At 70.0% G+C, this 16,776-nt stretch carries 14 protein-coding genes; 5 read left to right on the top strand and 9 right to left on the bottom strand.

The annotated features are described in order from the left end of the window. Positions 1-45 precede the first annotated feature (45 nt). Both FB561_RS09000 and FB561_RS08995 read right to left on the bottom strand, forming a co-directional pair. On the bottom strand, positions 46-1,311 hold the full coding sequence (locus FB561_RS09000; RefSeq protein ID WP_145804937.1) for a TrbL/VirB6 family protein: 1,266 nt from the start codon (positions 1,309-1,311) through the stop codon (positions 46-48). Next, positions 1,311-2,150 carry a DUF8175 domain-containg protein gene (locus tag FB561_RS08995; protein ID WP_145804935.1) on the bottom strand — a complete coding sequence of 280 codons (840 nt, stop codon included), beginning with the start codon at positions 2,148-2,150 and terminating at the stop codon, positions 1,311-1,313. Before FB561_RS08995 ends, FB561_RS09000 begins: the two co-directional genes overlap by 1 nt. 220 nt (positions 2,151-2,370) lie before the next feature. Here FB561_RS08995 and FB561_RS08990 point away from each other — a divergent pair, with 220 nt between their 5' ends. Both FB561_RS08990 and FB561_RS08985 read left to right on the top strand, forming a co-directional pair. Next, positions 2,371-3,042, top strand: a complete 672-nt coding sequence (locus tag FB561_RS08990; protein ID WP_238334728.1) for a MarR family winged helix-turn-helix transcriptional regulator — start codon at positions 2,371-2,373, stop codon at positions 3,040-3,042. Positions 3,043-3,204: 162 nt separating this feature from the next. Further along, positions 3,205-4,764: a molybdopterin-dependent oxidoreductase gene (locus FB561_RS08985; protein ID WP_145804933.1), complete on the top strand. Its 1,560-nt coding sequence runs from the start codon at positions 3,205-3,207 to the stop codon at positions 4,762-4,764. Here FB561_RS08985 and FB561_RS08980 read toward each other — a convergent pair. Beyond that, complete coding sequence (locus FB561_RS08980; protein WP_145804931.1) at positions 4,751-5,356, bottom strand: TetR/AcrR family transcriptional regulator; 606 nt, start codon at positions 5,354-5,356, stop codon at positions 4,751-4,753. The two genes, FB561_RS08985 and FB561_RS08980, sit on opposite strands and share 14 nt — an antisense overlap. 57 nt (positions 5,357-5,413) lie before the next feature. Here FB561_RS08980 and FB561_RS08975 point away from each other — a divergent pair, with 57 nt between their 5' ends. Then, the gene (locus FB561_RS08975) at positions 5,414-6,160 is read left to right on the top strand and encodes a hypothetical protein (protein WP_145804928.1); all 747 of its coding nucleotides are present in this window, start codon (positions 5,414-5,416) and stop codon (positions 6,158-6,160) included. Further along, positions 6,157-8,220, top strand: coding sequence for a YhgE/Pip domain-containing protein (locus FB561_RS08970; RefSeq protein WP_145804926.1), 2,064 nt, complete (start codon positions 6,157-6,159; stop codon positions 8,218-8,220). The genes FB561_RS08975 and FB561_RS08970 overlap by 4 nt, the downstream gene beginning before the upstream one ends. A 12-nt stretch (positions 8,221-8,232) precedes the next feature. Here the strand turns inward: FB561_RS08970 and FB561_RS08965 are convergent, their stop codons facing one another. Further along, a complete protein-coding gene (locus FB561_RS08965) occupies positions 8,233-9,666 on the bottom strand; it encodes a gamma-aminobutyraldehyde dehydrogenase (RefSeq protein WP_145804924.1) in 1,434 nt (477 codons plus the stop codon). A 188-nt stretch (positions 9,667-9,854) separates the two neighbouring features. On the opposite strand from FB561_RS08965, the gene FB561_RS08960 reads away from it, so the two are divergent. Beyond that, complete coding sequence (locus FB561_RS08960) at positions 9,855-11,243, top strand: aspartate aminotransferase family protein (RefSeq protein ID WP_145804922.1); 1,389 nt, start codon at positions 9,855-9,857, stop codon at positions 11,241-11,243. Between the two features lie 3 nt (positions 11,244-11,246). Here FB561_RS08960 and FB561_RS08955 read toward each other — a convergent pair whose 3' ends face one another. The 5 genes from FB561_RS08955 to FB561_RS08935 are packed head-to-tail and all read right to left on the bottom strand — an operon-like array spanning position 11,247 to position 16,669. Beyond that, positions 11,247-12,647, bottom strand: a complete 1,401-nt coding sequence (locus FB561_RS08955; protein WP_145804920.1) for an NAD(P)/FAD-dependent oxidoreductase — start codon at positions 12,645-12,647, stop codon at positions 11,247-11,249. Continuing rightward, positions 12,644-13,444, bottom strand: a complete 801-nt coding sequence (locus FB561_RS08950) for an ABC transporter permease (protein WP_145804918.1) — start codon at positions 13,442-13,444, stop codon at positions 12,644-12,646. The genes FB561_RS08955 and FB561_RS08950 overlap by 4 nt, the downstream gene beginning before the upstream one ends. Beyond that, positions 13,441-14,337 (bottom strand): ABC transporter permease, encoded by an 897-nt coding sequence (locus FB561_RS08945; protein ID WP_145804916.1) that lies wholly within the window; start codon positions 14,335-14,337, stop codon positions 13,441-13,443. Before FB561_RS08945 ends, FB561_RS08950 begins: the two co-directional genes overlap by 4 nt. Continuing rightward, a complete protein-coding gene (locus FB561_RS08940) occupies positions 14,337-15,470 on the bottom strand; it encodes an ABC transporter ATP-binding protein (RefSeq protein ID WP_145804914.1) in 1,134 nt (377 codons plus the stop codon). The genes FB561_RS08945 and FB561_RS08940 overlap by 1 nt, the downstream gene beginning before the upstream one ends. Positions 15,471-15,475: 5 nt before the next feature. Beyond that, complete coding sequence (locus FB561_RS08935) at positions 15,476-16,669, bottom strand: polyamine ABC transporter substrate-binding protein (protein WP_145804912.1); 1,194 nt, start codon at positions 16,667-16,669, stop codon at positions 15,476-15,478. Positions 16,670-16,776: the final 107 nt, after the last annotated feature.

The following is a 16,776-nucleotide window of genomic DNA, read 5'->3' as shown; positions in this document are numbered from 1 at the left end:
CCCCGGGCAGGTTCACCCGTACCCGGGGCCTGGTGCGGACCGAGGTCAGTTGCTCCCGCTCGGACCGGGGTGCGCCGGGACCGGGGCCTGATTCCTGGCCGAGGACTGGGAACGCCGACCGCCCCAGGCCGGGCGAGAGGCCGAGCCGCCACCACCGCCACCGCCTCCGCCGCCTGCCTCCCCGGCCGAGTGCGAAGCCGCGCCGGCCAAGGCGTTGCCCGCCTTCTTCGCACCACCGATGCCGGCTCCGGCCGCGCCGAGGACCGCCCCGGCCCCCACCCCGAGCGCCCCGGTCGCACTCGACCCGCCACCACCACCGCCGCCGCCACCACCACCGCCGCCTCGGCCGACGGCGGAGCGACCCACGTTGATCGCGCCGCTGGCCAGGCTGCCGGGGTCGGCCAGGCTTCCGCCGGAGCCGGCGCTACCGCCCGCGACGGCCGCGGTGATCGGGGCCGTGAAGCGGAGCAGGGCCGGCATCGCGAACACGGCGAGCAGGATCATCATCAGACCGGTGAGCGCCTGGACCAGCCCGTCGCCGGACTTGTTCAGGTAGCCGCCCTCGTTCAGCCGGATCGCGGCCGCGTACACGAGCGCGGCGGCCGGCTTGTACGCGATGAAGGCCAGCGCCCAGGTGCAGTACTTCTTGAACCAGGTACGGCCGAGCTCGGTGTTGGTGGCGACCGCGGCGAGCGGGAAGGTGCCGGCGAGAACGACCAGCATGGCCGAGCGGATCAGCAGCAGCACGACCTGGACCAGCGACGCCATGAAGACCGCGACCGCGAAGAACATCCCGGCCAGCCAGGGGAGCCCCTGCATCATCGCGCCCTGCAGGCCGCCCTGGATCACGAGTTCGCCGAGGGCCTGGTTGAACTGCTGGTCCTCGGTCGTCGCGTGGTTGACCACGTCCAGGGCGAACTCGTCGGACGCGGCGACCAGGACGTGCAGGGTCGCCGTCCCCATCCCGGCCACCACGACGAAGGTGAGGATCGACTTGAGCAACTGCTGGATCGGCTCGGCCCGCTGCTCCCAGGCGGTGCGCATGCCGGCCACCAGCATCGCGATCGTGAAGATCGGGACGGTCAGCAGCAACGCCTTCTCGTGCAGGTAGGCGACCGGCTCCGTGGGGGTCCAGTTCGCGTCCGAGTACGCCAGGGGCGGGCTGTCGGCCTTGATCCAGAAGGTGGCGATCGAGTTCAGCCCGGCGGTCGCGGTCTCACCGATCTTGGCGGCGATCGCGTCGAACTGCCCGGTCACCATCGACTGGAAGCCCTCTTTGATGGAGCAGGCGACGTCGAACTTGTTGCACATCAGACACCACTCCAGGCCACGAAACCGTCCAGGTCCCGGTGCTGCGCGAACGGCGCACCGACCGGCTCGCCGGGCACGGGTGGGACCAGCCGCCAGTCGCCCGCATGCCAGACCAGCGTCAACGTCGCACTCACGAACTCGGACTGGACCGGCAGCGCCAGCGTCACCGTGAACCGGTCCCGGCTCGCGTCCACCACCCGGTACGCCGCGATCTGCGTCGGCGCGCTGTACTCGCTCGGGGTCTCGCCGCGGAGTTCCGTCAGCAGAGCGTCCGTGTTCGGCCCCGGCAGCATCAGCTTGCCGGCCGTCGCGACCGTCTTCCGCTGGTCGCCCATCGCCGCGATCGCGTTGTACGCCGCGTACAGCGCCCCCGTCGGCGAGTGCGCGAAGCACCGGCGGAACCCGTCGGCATCCACCTTCACCGGCCCGGCCACCCGGGACCGCGGCACCACGACCCGCCGGCTCACCTCCCACGTCTCCACCGCAGGCGCCTCCGTCGGTACCCGCTGATCCCCGTCGGCGAGCCCACACCCACTCGTCGACACCCGCGCAGCGCCATCCCCGCCGTCGCCGGCATCCCCGTCAGGAGTCGCCGGACCACCGGGATCGCCCGGCGAGTCGGTGTCACCAGGGTCGGCGTCACCCGATCCCGCCTCGCCCGACCCGGAACCCGGACCACGGCCCGCCGAGCTCGCGGTGCCTGCCGCGTCCGCGGTGCCGGACGAGGTGAGGCCGGTGATCAGGAGCAGGACGCCGCAGAGCAGGACGGCGCCGACCACGATGGCGGCCGCGACGAAGCCCCGGCCGAAAGCTGCGTTCTCTTCCTTCTTCTCGGTCATTCCCCGGACCCCCGGTCACTCGCCGAACTGCGGACGTCACTAGGCTGGCAAAGATCGCCCGACCGCCGCGGAAGTTATCCACAGGCCCTGGCTGGGCCTGGTGCGCGACCCGCTCAGCGGCCGGATGTCACGCTCGGAATTCCTTCGATCATGTCTCGACCTGTAGCCGAAGGGTCACCCCGTGTAGCGAAGTGACCTAGTCAGCTAATAGAGTCCGCGCATGACCATCGCGCCTACGCTTAGCTCGCCCCTAGCGCTCGCCGATGCAGACCCGACCCACGTCGCCGAACCCTGGGACAGCGACGTGATCACCGCGTACGGCCTGCTGCGTGAAGCAGCGGCCGAACTCGATCAAGTGATGCGCCACTCCCTGAAGCGCAGCGGTCTGCAGATGGCAATGTTCGAACTGTTGCTGCGGCTTGCCCGCAGTCACGGGGAGAAGCAGCGTCTTACGTCCCTCGCCCGGGAACTGACCGTCACCACCGGTGGCATCACCCGGCTCGTCGATCGCGCCGAGAACCTCGGACTGGTCCGTCGGGAGCCCTGTCCCGACGACGCCCGTGGTTCGTTCGCGGTCCTCACGGAGGAAGGGAAGCGCCGCCTGCGGGAAGCGCTGCCCGACCACCTCCTGGAGATCGACAGCCTGTGGATGTCCCAGCTGGCCGACGACCGGGACCAGGTGCTCGGCAAACTCCGCCGAGTCCGTGACAACGCCCGCCGCTGGCCGAACGGCCGGCCGGGCCTCAGTCCGCTCAACGCACCCACCGAGCGGATCGCACCGAGCACCGACCGGGTGACCCCCGGCCCGGTGAGCACCGACCGGATCACCCCGGGCACCGAGCGGGTCGCGCCGACCGCGGATCGGATCGTTCCCGCGGCCGACCGGCTGTGACGCTGTCGCCTGACCAAGCATTCGCTCCGAACGGATCCGGACCCCGGCCGACCACTTCCCGTCGGCCCGGAGCCGGATTCGCTCGCACGACCCGTATTACCCGCGTCTAACGGATGTGGCGCCCGGCTGGTGCCGGGCGCCACAGCGCGGGATTGTTGGGACGTGACCCAGTCCCAGGCCGTTCGTCCGCCAACTGAACCGGACGGCGGCCGCCGGTCGCACCGCGGCCTCTGGGTCCGTGCCGCCCTCGGCGGCATCCTCGCCGCCTTGGCCGGCCTGGCCGCCGGCAGTGTCGCGGCCGCCGTGCTCGGCTCCCGCCAGACCCCCGTCGTCGCCATCGGCTCGGCCTTCATCGACCGGGTGCCGCCGTGGCTGAAGGATCTGGCCATCTCCCTGTTCGGGACGCACGACAAGACCGCTTTGCGGACCGGCATCCTGCTCGTACTCCTCGCGCTCGCCGCCGTCGGCGGAATCCTGGCCGTCCGCCGGTACGTCGCCGGTGCCGCGATCGTCGTCGTACTCGCCGGGCTCGCCGTTCTCGCCGCCTCGACCCGGCCGGACGCGGGCCAGACCGGCTTCGTGCCGTCCCTGGTCGCGGGGATCACCGCGTTGCTGCTGCTCAGGGTGTTCGCCAACCGGCTCGCCGATCTCCGGACCGATCCCGACGACGGCGTCAGCCGACGCGGCTTCCTCCAACTCTCCGCCGGGGTCGCGCTCGGCACTGTCGCCTTGGGTGCCTTGGGCAAGGTTGTCGGCGGTCGCCGGACCGCGGTCGCCGATGCGCGGGAGCGACTCACCCTGCCGGTACCGCCGAGCCTGGCCCCGCCGGCCGGAGTACAGGCTCCTGGGGCGACGCCGTGGGTGACGCCGAACGACGACTTCTACCGGATCGACACCGCGCTGTCCGTCCCACTGATCCTGCCGAGCGACTGGCGGCTGCGGATCCACGGCCTGGTCCAGCGCGAACTCGAGCTGAGCTTCGACGATCTGCTCCGCCGCAACGTCCTGCACAAGTGGGTCACGCTGACCTGTGTGAGCAACGAGGTCGGCGGCGACCTGGTCGGCAACGCGCTCTGGTCCGGCGTCCTGCTGAAGGATCTCCTCCGCGAGGCCGGACCGGCCGCCGACGCGGACGCGATCAAGTCCACCTCGAAGGACGGGTTCACCGCCGGGACGCCGCTGAGCACGCTGCTCGACGATCGGCAGGCGATGCTCGCCTTCGCGATGAACGGCCGGCCGCTCCCGCTCGAACACGGGTTCCCGGTCCGCATCGTCGTCCCCGGGCTGTACGGGTACGTGTCGGCGACCAAGTGGCTGACCGACATCGAGGTCACCCGGTTCGACCGGTTCGAGGCGTACTGGACGCCACGGGGCTGGTCCGCCCAGGGACCGATCAAGCTGTCGTCGCGGATCGACGTCCCGCGGTCCAAGGTCTCCCCTGGTCAGGTCACCGTCGCCGGGGTCGCGTGGGACCAGCACGTCGGGGTGTCCAAGGTCGAGGTCCGGGTGGACGGCGGACCGTGGCAGCAGGCGACGTTGCAGGCGGACGCCTCGATCGACACCTGGCGGCAGTGGCACTGGACCTGGGACGCGCCGCGCGGGAACCACGTCCTGCAGGTCCGCGCGTTCGATGCCGAGGGCAACCCTCAGGTCGAGGCGCAGGCACCGCCGGCCCCGAACGGGTCGACCGGCCTGCACAGCGTCGACGTCAGGATCGGCTGACCGACGCCAGCACCATCGGCAGGAAGGTGTGCTCGAGTGATCCCGCCGGGACCTCGGCCGGCTCCAGCAGGCTCTGCGACCGGGCGCCCTCGTGCACCGCGATCACCAGCCGGACGAACTGCTCCGCCGGCACGCTCAACCGCAGCCCGCTGGTCTTGGTGATCTCCTCCACCAACTCGGTCAGCCGCTCACGGAACAGCCGCCGTTGCCGGACCAGCGCCTCGGCCGCGTCCGGGTCGCGCAGCGCGTGCAGCGTGAACTCGGTCGAGATCAGGTGCCACTGCCGCTGATCCGGAGCCGCGTCGTCGAGCAGTCCCAGGACGGCGTCGAGCAGGGTGCCGGGCTGGTTCGCAAGGTCGGGCAGCAGCGCGCCGATCTGCTCCAGCAGCCGGTCGGTGGTTGCCTGGAAGAGCGCCAGCGCCAACTCGTCCTTGGAACTGAAGTTCGAGTAGAACGCGCCGCGGGTGAACCCGGCACGGTCACAGATGTCCTCCACCGAGGCACCGTGGAAACCGCGCTCGGCGAACACCTCGAGCGCGCCCTCCAGCAACCGGGCCCGCGTGGCGGAGCGGCGTCGCTTGGGCGTGTCCATACCGATAGGATACAGTTCTGTATTGGATACACAACCGTATTGAAACGGGGTTCGACCATGCCGGCACCGATCCAGCAGCTCAGGGCGTACGCGATCAGCGTCAACGGTCCGCACGCACCGCTGCTGACCCCGACGTCGGTGACGCTGCACGCCCACGAGCTCCTCCTGCTCGCCGGGTACCCGGGCCCTGGTCACGTCGCGGCCGCGCTCGCGCTGTCCGGCCGGCTGGTCCCGGACGGTGGCGAGGTCCGGCTCGACGGCACCACCGACGACGCCGTACTGCGCCGGCGGGTGGCCGTGGTCGACGCGCCGGGGATCACCGAGCCCGACGACGCGCTGCCGGTGAAGTCGGTGGTGGGCGAGGAGCTCGCGATCGCGGGCCGGAAGGCCGGTGGCAAGGCGGTACTCGCGTGGCTCGAGGAGAACGATGCCGCCGAGCACGCGGACAAGCGGTTCGAGCACCTGCCCGTGGATGTCCGGACCAGGCTGCTCACCGAGCTGACCGCGACCCGGCCCGACGTGGGCGTGCTGATCCTGACGATGCCGGACCGCTTCGGTGGCGATCCGCACACCTGGTACGAGCTCGGCCGCGACCTGGCCGGGCGGGGCTTCGGCGTGATCATCACCTGCGCCGAGGCGTCGGCCCGGTTGCTCGGCGTCCCCGCCGCCCGGCTCGGCGCGATCGAACAGCCCGACCCCGAGCGCATCGATCCACCCGAGCCCGAGCTTGTCGATCCGCCCGGGCCCAGCGACCCCGCTGACCCTGAACCCCAAGAAGCGACCGAGACCGAGGACGAAGCATGACCGCCATCCGGATGGCGCTGAGCGAACTGCGCCGGCTGACCGCGGGCCGCCTGCCGCGACTCGCGGTGGTCGCGCTGCTCTGCGTCCCGATGTTGTACGGCGGGCTCTACCTGTACGCGAACCACGATCCGTACGGGCGGCTCGGCCAGGTCCCGACGGCGGTCGTGGTCGAGGACCAGGGCACGACGCTGTCGACCGGCGAGAAGCTGTCCGTGGGTCCGCAGGTCGCCGACGAGCTGGTCGCGTCGAAGAGCTTCGACTGGCACCGGGTGGACCGGACCGAGGCCGACGCGGGCGTCTCCGACGGACGGTACGAGTTCGCGCTGATCCTGCCGAGGACGTTCTCCGCGGACCTCGCGTCGAGCGCCGAGTTCGACCCCCGGCAGGCGACGCTGGAGCTGACCACGAACGACGCGAACAACTATCTCGCGCACACGATCGCGAACCAGGTCGTCGCCCAGGTCACCAAGTCGGTGGCCGCGCAGGTCAGCGAGACCGCGGCGAGCAAGCTGCTGGCCGGGTTCAGCACGATCCACGGCCAGGTCAGCAAGGCGGCGACCGGGGCCGGGCAGCTGCAGAGCGGACTGACCTCGGCCGCGACCGGAGTGGGCCAGGTGCAGACCGGTGCGAACCAGCTGAACACCGCGCAGAAGCAACTGTCGAGCGGCGCCACCAAGCTGTCCACCGGGCTCACCGAAGCCGGCAAGGGCGCGAACCAGCTCGCCACCGGCGCCGGCCAGCTGAACACCGGGCTGGGGACGCTGAAGACGAAGACCGCCGGCCTGCCCGCGCAGACCAGGTCGCTCGCCGACGGCGCCGACAAGGTTGCTGACGGCAACGAGCGGGTCGCCGGTGTCGGCCGCCAGGTGGCGACCGCGTCCAGTACGTTGCTGACCGACCTGACCACACTCGACGCCGGGCTGGCCGAACGGCTGCGGCAGCGCGGGTTCACCCAGGCGCAGATCAACCAGGTGCTCGCCGAGACCGCCAAGCTGCGCGCGCCCGTGGTCACCGCGAACACCAAGATCCAGACGGCCTCGAAGCAGCTCAACCAGCTCGCCACCGGAGCGCGCCAGGTCTCGAACGGCGCGGCCACGTTGGCGAACGCGACGCCCGCGTTGACCTCCGGGATCAACAGCGCCGCCGCCGGGGCGACCAAGCTGAACACCGGGGCCACGCAGCTGAAGACCGGCATCGGCACCCTGCAGACCGGGGCCGCGCAGTTGGCCGCGGGCGAGAAGCAGGCCGTCACCGGTCAGGGTCAGCTGGTCACCGGGGTGAACAGTCTGGCCACCGGCGTCGGCAAGCTGAAGACCGGTGCGACCGAGCTCAACACCGCGCTGACGAACGGCGCCAAGCAGATCCCGGATCCGTCCCCCGAGTCCCGCAAGGCGGTCGCGGAGACCCTCGGTGCGCCGGTCGGCCTGCAGAACACGTCGCAGGCGACGGCCGACAGCTACGGCGCTGGGCTGGCACCGTTCTTCCTCAGCCTGTCCTGCTGGATCGGGGCGTACGTCCTGTTCCTGCTGGTCCGGCCGTTGTCCCCGCGGGGCCTCGCGGCGCTGCAGTCGCCGTTGCGCGTCGCCCTGGGTGGCTGGCTCCCGCCGGCGGTGTTCGGCGCGATCCAGGCGACGCTGGTGTTCACCGCGGTTGCCCTCGGACTCGGGATCGAGGTCGCGCACCCGTGGTTCACGGTCGGCTTCCTGATCTTCACGTCGCTCACGTTCGTCGCGATCCTGCACGCGCTGTCCGCGTGGTTCGGCGCGATCGGTAAGTTCCTCGGCCTGGTGCTGATGGTGATCCAGCTGGTCAGCGCGGGCGGGACCTTCCCGTGGCAGACGATCCCGGCCCCGTTGTACTTCTTCCACCACGTGCTGCCGATGAGCTACGCGATCGACGGCGTCCGGCACCTGATGTACGGCGGACCCGGGCTCTCGCTCGGCCGCGACCTGCTCGTCCTCGCGGCCTGGCTGGTCGTCGCCCTGCTCGCCTCCACCCTGGCGGCCCGCAAGCAACGCGTCTGGGTTGCCAAGTCGCTCCAGCCGGAGCTGGCCCTCTAGTACCTCGAAGCCCTAGACCTCGAAGTTCGCCATCACGTGCTTGAGCCGGGTGTAGTCCTCGAGCCCGTAGACGGACAGATCCTTGCCGTGGCCGGAGTGCTTGAAGCCGCCGTGCGGCATCTCGGCCACGATCGGGATGTGGGTGTTGATCCAGACGCAGCCGAAGTCGAGCCGCCGGGCCATCCGGAGGGCGCGGCCGTGGTCCCGGGTGAACACCGAGGAGGCCAGGCCGTACTCGACCCCGTTCGCCCACCGCAGCGCCTCGTCCTCGTCGGTGAAGCGCTGCACGGTGATCACCGGGCCGAAGATCTCGTCCTGGATCGCCTCGTCGGTCTGCCGCAGCCCGGACACGACGGTCGGCGCGTAGAAGTACCCACGGTCGCCGACCGCTGATCCGCCGGTCTGCAGGGTGGCGTGGTCGGGCAGCCGGTCGACGAACCCGCGGACCCGGCTCAGCTGGTCCGCGTTGTTGAGCGCGCCGTACGCCACGTCGTCCTCGGGCCGACCGGTCGTCGTCGACCGCGCCTGCTCGGTGAGCGCCGCGACGAAGTCGTCGTGGATCCGCGGCCCGGCCAGGACCCGGGTCGCCGCGGTGCAGTCCTGGCCCGCGTTGAAGTACCCGGCGCCGGCGATCGCCTCGGCCGCGTTCTCGAGGTCCGCGTCGTCGAACACCACGACCGGCGCCTTCCCGCCGAGCTCGAGGTGGGTGCGTTTGAGGTCGCGGGCCGCGGACCCGGCCACCTCGCGGCCGGCCCGGACCGAACCGGTGATCGCGACCAGCTGCGGGACCGGGTGCTCGACGAGGGCCCGGCCGGTGTCCCGATCGCCGCACACCACGTTCAGGACGCCTGGCGGCAGGAACTCCGCGGCCAGCTCGGCCAGCAGGACCGTCGAGGCCGGCGTGGTGTCGCTGGGCTTCAGCACCACCGTGTTCCCGGCGGCGAGGGCGGGCGCGATCTTCCAGACCGCCATCATCAGCGGGTAGTTCCACGGCGTCACCTGACCGACCACGCCGATCGGCTCCCGCCGGACGTACGAGGTGTGCCCGGCCAGGTACTCGCCGGCCGACCGGCCCTCCAGCAGCCGCGCGGCCCCGGCGAAGAACCGGAGCTGGTCGACCGACGGCGGGATCTCCTCGGAGGCGGTCAGCGCGAGCGGCTTGCCGGTGTTCCGGCTCTCCACCCGGGTGAACTCGTCGGCCCGTTGCTCCAGCGCGTCCGCGATCTTCAGGAGCATCCGCTGCCGGTCGCTCGGGGTGCTGTCCCGCCAGGACTCGAACGCCCGCGCCGCCGCGGTCATCGCCTGGTCCACGTCCTCCGGGCCCGACATCGGCGCCTGGGCGTAGGCCTCGCCGGTCGAAGGGTCGATCACGGCGTACGTCGCGCCGCTGAGCGCGCCGGTGGGCTTGCCGTCCACAAGGTTCGTCATCGTCTGCTGGTCGGCCATGGCAGGTCCCTTGTCCGCTCGGTTGCTCCGGAGCTTAGTCGGTGTGACGACGGAATCGATAGGGTCTCGCCCACTTTGACGACCGATTCACTCCCCGATTCGGCCAGGGGAGCACGAAATCCCTTGCCAGCTGCCGTTGCGGCGGGCAGGATGGCGACCATCGGCCTGCTGGAGACGAGGAATCGATCATGCCGTCCGAAACTTTCGACGCCGCCGGGTACGACCGGCTGCAGGCGTCGGCCCGCGACCACCTGTGGATGCACTTCACCCGGATGTCGAGCTACGCCACCGCCGACGTCCCGGTGATCGTGCGCGGCGACGGCGCCTACATCTACGACGCCAAGGGCCGCCGGTACCTGGACGGGCTGGCCGGGTTGTTCGTCAGCCAGCTCGGCCACGGTCGCACCGAGCTCGCCGAGGCGGCCGCCAAACAGGCCGCGGAGCTGGCGTTCTTCCCGCTCTGGTCGTACGCGCACCCGAAATCGATCGAGCTGGCCGAGCGGGTCGCCGGGTACGCACCGGGCGACCTGAACCGGGTCTTCTTCACCAGCGGCGGCGGCGAGGCGGTCGAGTCCGCCTGGAAGCTGGCCAAGCAGTACTTCAAGCTGACCGGGAAGCCCGGTAAGCACAAGGTGATCAGCCGCGCGATCGCGTACCACGGGACCACCCAGGGCGCGCTGTCGATCACCGGGCTGCCGGAGCTCAAGGCGCCGTTCGAACCGCTGGTGCCGAGTACGTTCCGGGTCCCGAACACGAACTTCTATCGCGCACCCGAGCACGGTGACGACCTGGCCGCGTTCGGCCGCTGGGCCGCCGACCAGATCGCGGTCGCGATCGAGAACGAGGGCGCCGACACCGTCGCCGCCGTCTTCCTCGAGCCGGTGCAGAACGCGGGCGGCTGCTTCCCGCCGCCGCCCGGGTACTTCGACCGGGTCCGCGAGATCTGCGACACCTACGACGTGCTGCTGGTCAGCGACGAGGTGATCTGCGCGTTCGGCCGGCTCGGTCACCTGTTCGGCGCGCAGCGGTACGGCTACCAGCCCGACATCATCACCTGCGCCAAAGGTCTCACCTCCGGCTATGCCCCGCTCGGCGCGATGATCGCGTCCGAGCGGTTGATGGAGCCGTACCTGCACGGCAGCACGTCGTTCGCCCATGGCTACACGTTCGGTGGCCACCCCGTGTCCGCCGCGGTCGCCCTGACCAATCTGGACATTTTCGAGCGCGAAAGCATCACCGAGCACGTCCGGAGCCGGGAGGGGTCTTTCCGGGCGACGCTCGAGAAGCTGCTCGATCTGCCCTTGGTCGGGGACGTCCGCGGCGCCGGGTACTTCTACGGGATCGAACTGGTGAAGGACAAGGCGACCAAGGAGACGTTCGACGACGAGGAGTCCGAGCGGCTGCTCCGCGGCTTCCTGTCCAAGGCGCTCTTCGAGGCCGGCCTGTACTGCCGCGCCGACGACCGCGGCGACCCCGTGATCCAGCTCTCGCCGCCGCTGATCTGCGACCAGGAGCACTTCGACGAGATGGAGCAGATCCTCCGCAGCGTGCTGACCGAGGCCGAGACGCTGCTCTGAGCTTCAGAAGTCGAACCCGAGACCGAACCGGTCGAGGGTCCGCAGCCACAGATTGCGGCGACCTCCGTGCGTGTCCGCGTGCCGCATCGAGTACCGGGTGAGCTGGATCCCCGCGGACCGCAACGGTTCCGGTGGGAACGGCAGCGGGCGTTCCCGGACGAGGCGGAGCCGGGTGCGTTCGGTCGCCTCGTCGTACAGCAGGTCGAGCATCACCTCGGCGCCGAACCGGGTCGCACCGACGCCGAGCCCGGTGTACCCGAGGGCGTACCCGATCCGCCCGGCCGAGGCGGTCCCGAAGAAGGCGCAGAACCGGGTACTTGTGTCGATCACGCCGCCCCACTTGTGCGTGAACCGCAGTCCGTCGAGCTGCGGGAACGTGGTGAAGAAGTGCTCGGCCAGCATCCGGTGGATCGCGGCCCGCTGTTCGAGGTCGGGGTGGATCCGGCTGCCGAAGGAGTACAACGGCGTGTACCCGCCCCAGAGGATCCGCTGGTCCCTGGTCAGCCGGTAGTAGTGGAAGAAGTTCGACGCGTCGCCGATCCCCTGCCGGCCCTTCCAGCCGATCGCGGCCAGCTGGTCGGGCGAGAGCGGCTCGGTCATCAGGACGAGGTCGTACACCGGGACCGTGTACCGGCGCAGCCGCCGGACCAGCGACGGGAACGCGTTCGTCGCCAACGCGACCCGCTGGGCCCGGACCGACCCCGTTGCCGTACGCAACAACCTCGCCGCACCGTCCCGGCGGACCCCGAGGACGCGCGTCCCCTCGTGGATCCGGACCCCGGCCTCGAGGCAGGCGCGGCGTAGTCCCCAGGCGAGGCGGGCCGGCTCGACCAACGCGGTACCGGTCGGGTCGGAGAGCGCGCCGAGGTACGTGGGGGATCCGACCTCGGCCTGGATCGCGGGGCCGTCGAGCAGGGTGACGTCGTGGCCGAAGGCGCGGCGTTCGTCGACCTCCTCGGCCAGCTCGGCCAGGTGGTGCGGCGCGGTCGCGACGGTGAGTTCGCCGGTCGGTTCCCAGCCGCAGTCGATCCCGAGCCGGGTCACCGTGGCGGCGATCGCGGCGTGGTTCGCCCGGCCGAGGCGGTCGAGGTCGGCGAGTTCGTCGGGCCAGCGGGCCAGGCCGTTCGCGAACCCGTGGGTCAGGCTGGCGTCGCAGAATCCGCCGTTCCGGCCGCTCGCCGCCCAGCCACAGGTGTTCGCCTCCAGCAGGACCACGTCGAGCTCGGGGTACCGCTCCTTCGCCAGCAGTGCCGTCCACAGCCCCGTGTAGCCGCCGCCGACGATCGCCAGGTCGGTCCGGAGCGATCCGGTCACCGGTGGTTCCGGGTCAGGAGCCGCTGGGTCGTCGAGCCAGAAGACCACGGGCTCGGCGTCGGCCAGGGCCCGGCTGATCCGGTCGGTCACCGGGCCCGCCGGCGCCGGGCGAGTTCGCCGCCGAGGACCAGCAGCACGGCCAGCAGGAACATCGCCGTCCCGACCACGTTGATCTGCGGCGGGATGTCGCGCTGCGCCGACCCCCAGACGAACATCGGGAACGTCACCGTCCGGCCGGCGTTCAGGTTCGTGATGATGAAGTCGTCGAAGGACAGCGAGAAGCTGAGCAGCGCGGCGGCCAGGATGCCCGGGAAGACCAACGGGAAGGTGATCCGCCAGAACGTCTGCCACTCGTTCGCGTACAGGTCCATCGCCGCCTCCTCCATCCGGGTGTCCATCCCGGTCAGCCGCGCCTTCACGGTGACCACGACGAAGGACAGGCAGAACATCACGTGCGCGATCAGGATCGTCCAGAACCCGAGCACGCCGCCGAAACCGGCCGAGACGAACAACGCCAGCAGTGACGAGCCGAGCACGATCTCCGGCGAGGCCATCGGCAGGAAGATGAACAGGTTGGTCGCCTGCCGGCCGCGGTACCGGTGCCGGACCATCGCGAACGCCATCAGGGTGCCGAGCGCGGTCGCGATCACGGTGGCGAGGAAGCCGATCCGCAGGCTGGTGGAGACGGCGTCGCAGAGCCCGTACGGCTGGCAGGGGTTCAGCCAGTTGTCCAGCGTGAACCCGTCGAACTGGTACGCGAGCCGGCTCTTCGGGTCGTTGAACGACATCAGCACGACGACGAAGATCGGCGTGAACAGGTAGAGCAGCACCAGGAGCCCGACGAAGAGCACCAAGTGCCGCCCGATCCACCGCCCGGCCCGGGTCATACCAGGTCCTCCGTCCCGGCCCGGCGGACGTAGAACAGCACCAGCACGACGATCGCGGCCATCAGCGTGACCGACAACGCGGCCGCGGTCGGGTACGCCCCGGCCGCGAACAGTTGCTGGATGTCGTTGCCGATCATCCGTTGCCGTGGTGTCCCGAGCAGCTGGGCGTTGATGTAGTCGCCGGCCGCCGGGATGAAGGTGAGCAGCGTGCCCGCGACGACGCCCGGCATCGAGAGCGGCAGCGTCACGGTCCGGAACGTCGTCACCGGTCCCGCGAACAGGTCACCGCCCGCCTCGATCAACCGCGGGTCGATCCGTTCCAGGCTGGCATAGAGCGGCAGCACCATGAACGGCAGGAAGTTGTACGTCAGACCGGTGACGACCGCGGTCGTGGTGGCCAGCAACCGCCCGTCCGGGCCGAGGATGTGCAGCCATTTCAGCGTGTCCACGACGACCCCGTCGTCGCCGAGCAGCAGCTTCCACGACAGCGTGCGGATCAGGAAGCTGGTGAAGAACGGCGCGATCACCAGCGCCAGCATCAGGTTCTTCCACCGGCCGGACTTGAACGCGATCGCGTACGCCAGCGGGTACCCGAGCAGCAGGCAGAACGCCGTCGTCACCAGCGCGTAGAGGAACGACCGGCCGAACGGGGTCGCGTAGTCCTTCAGCGCCTCGGTGTAGTTCTGCCAGTGCCCGGTCACCGAGTACCCGGTCTCGACCGAGCCGTTGGGGTCGTACAGGCTCGCGCTCAGCAGCGACACCAGGGGAACGACGAAGAACAGGATCAGCCAGAGCGCGCCCGGGAGCAGCAACAGGTACGCCGTGAACCGCCGCCCGGACTTCTCGGTGACCGCGGCCTGCTCGCCCCCACCGAGCTGGCTGAGCGCGGTCATCAGCTCTCCACGATCTCGTCGACCAGATCCTCGACCCCGGCGTGCGCGTCCTGCCCCGCGTCCAGGACGAACGTGTGCGACGGGTTCCAGTGCAGGTCGACCGGGTCGCCGACCGCGAACGTGTCCCGCGCGCCGGTGTTCTGCTCGAACACGGTCAGCTCCTGCCCCCACGGCATCCGGGCCAGGTACTGCGTACTCACGCCGCAGTAGCTCACGTCGGTGACCACGCCGCCCCGCAGTTCGTTGCCATTGGCATCGGCTTCGGTGCCGGGGCGGGCCAGGAACACCTTCTCCGGCCGGATCCCGACCCAGACCTCGCCGTCGGTCACCCGCGACCGACCGGCCGGGACCACCTGCTTGCTGCCGTGCACCTCGATCACCTGGTCGGATCCGGACCGCTCCAGCACGGTGCCGGCGACCAGGTTCGACTGGCCGAGGAAGTTCGCCACGAACGTCGTCGCGGGCAGGTCGTACAGGTCGGCCGGACCGCCGCGCTGCTCGACCACGCCGGCGTTCATCACCGCGATCGTGTCGGCCATCGTCATGGCCTCTTCCTGGTCGTGCGTGACGTGCACGAAGGTGATGCCGACCTCGGTCTGGATCCGTTTCAGCTCGATCTGCATCTGCCGACGCAGCTTGAGGTCCAGGGCGCCGAGCGGCTCGTCCAGCAACAGCACCTGCGGCCGGTTGATCAGCGCCCGGGCCAGCGCGACCCGTTGCTGCTGGCCACCGGACAACTGGGCCGGCTTGCGCTTGCCGAAGCTGCCGAGCTCGACCAGTTCGAGCATCTCCTCGACCTGGGGGCGGATCTCCTTGACGCCGCGGCGGCGCAGTCCGAAGGCGACGTTCTCGTAGATGTCCAGGTGCGGGAACAACGCGTAGTTCTGGAAGACCGTGTTCACCGGACGCTGGTACGGCCGGAGCTCGGTGATGTCCTGGGTGCCGAGAGCCACCTTGCCGGCGCTCGGGTCCTCCAGTCCGGCGATCATCCGCAACGTGGTGGTCTTGCCGCAGCCGGACGGGCCGAGCAGGGCGAAGAACGCGCCCTCGGGAACGGTCAGGTCGAGCTCGTGCACGGCGGTGAAGGCCCCGAACCGTTTGCTGACACCGGAGAGGACGAGATCGCCGGCCATCGCGCTCAGCCTCCGATCACCCGGTTGTAGTCCGACTCGTACTGCTTGGCCTTGGCTTCGTCGAGCGGCATGAACAGGTAGGTCTTCTTCAGGTCCGCCTCGGTGGGGAAGATCAGCGGGCTGTCGACCAGGTCGGGGGCGATCTTCTCCATCGCCTGCTGGGCGCCCTTGACCGGGCAGATGTAGTTCATCCAGGCCGACAGGGTGGCCGCGACCGTCGGCTCGTAGTAGTAGTTCATCAGCGCTTCGGCGTTCGCCTTGTGGGTCGCCTTGTTCGGCACCAGCAGGTTGTCGGACCAGATCGACAGGCCCTCCTCGGGCACCACCCACTTGATGTCCGGGTTGTCCGCCTGCAACGCGATGACGTCGCCCGACCACGCTTCGCAGGCGTGGATGTTGCCCACGTTCAGGTCCTGGATGTAGTCGTTGCCGGTGAACCGGCGGATCTGGCTGGACGCGACGAAGCCCTGCAGCTTCTCCAGCGCCTTGGTCCACTGCTCGTCGGTGAACTTGGTCGGGTCGGCGCCGATCATCCGGAGCATGAACAGCATCGTGTCCCGCATCTCGGTGAGCAGCGTGACCTTGCCCTTCAGGTCGGGCCGGGTGAGCAGCTCGGTGAAGTTGCGCACCTCCTTGGTCTGCTTGGCGTTGTACGCGATCCCGGTCAGGCCGGTGGTCCACGGCACGCTGAAGTCGCGGTTCTCGTCCCAGGCCGGATGGCGCAGCGTCGGGATCAGGTTCGCGTCGACGTTCGGGATCTTGGCCTTGTCGAGCTTCTGGATCCAGCCCAGCTGGATCATCCGGCCCGCCATCCAGTCGGTCAGCACGAACAGGTCGCGGCCGGTGGGCTGGCAGGCGCCCAGCTGGTCCTTGACCTTCGCGTAGAACTCCTGGTTGTCGTTGATGTCGGTGGTGTACGTGACCTTGATGCCACTCTGCTTCTCGAAGCCGGCCAGGGTCGGCAGCACCGTCTTGCCGTTCACCTTCTCGTCGGCCTCGTCCATGTAGCTCGGCCAGTTGCTGAAGTTCAGCACCTTCTCCGACGAGGACAGGTCCGTGCTCACACACTGCGCCTCGGTCTGCTTGGCCGCCGGCGTACCGCAGCCGGACAGCAGGCTCGAGCCGGACAGGCCGAGCGCGGAGAGTGAAAGGCCGGTCAGCACGCTGCGGCGGCTGACGGTGTTCGGGCGGACGCTCATCGGAACCTCCCCAAGGAACCAGCAGGAAAAAATGCTGGACCCCGGCGATACTGTCAAAGGAGACCGTCACGAACAAGTGATTCCGTTGCAACTTCCCTCTATTGCAA

Source organism: Kribbella amoyensis (genome assembly GCF_007828865.1).
GTDB lineage: Bacteria > Actinomycetota > Actinomycetes > Propionibacteriales > Kribbellaceae > Kribbella > Kribbella amoyensis.
The sequence above is the reverse complement of the archived record's forward strand: the minus strand, read 5'-3'. Positions and strand labels throughout refer to the sequence as shown.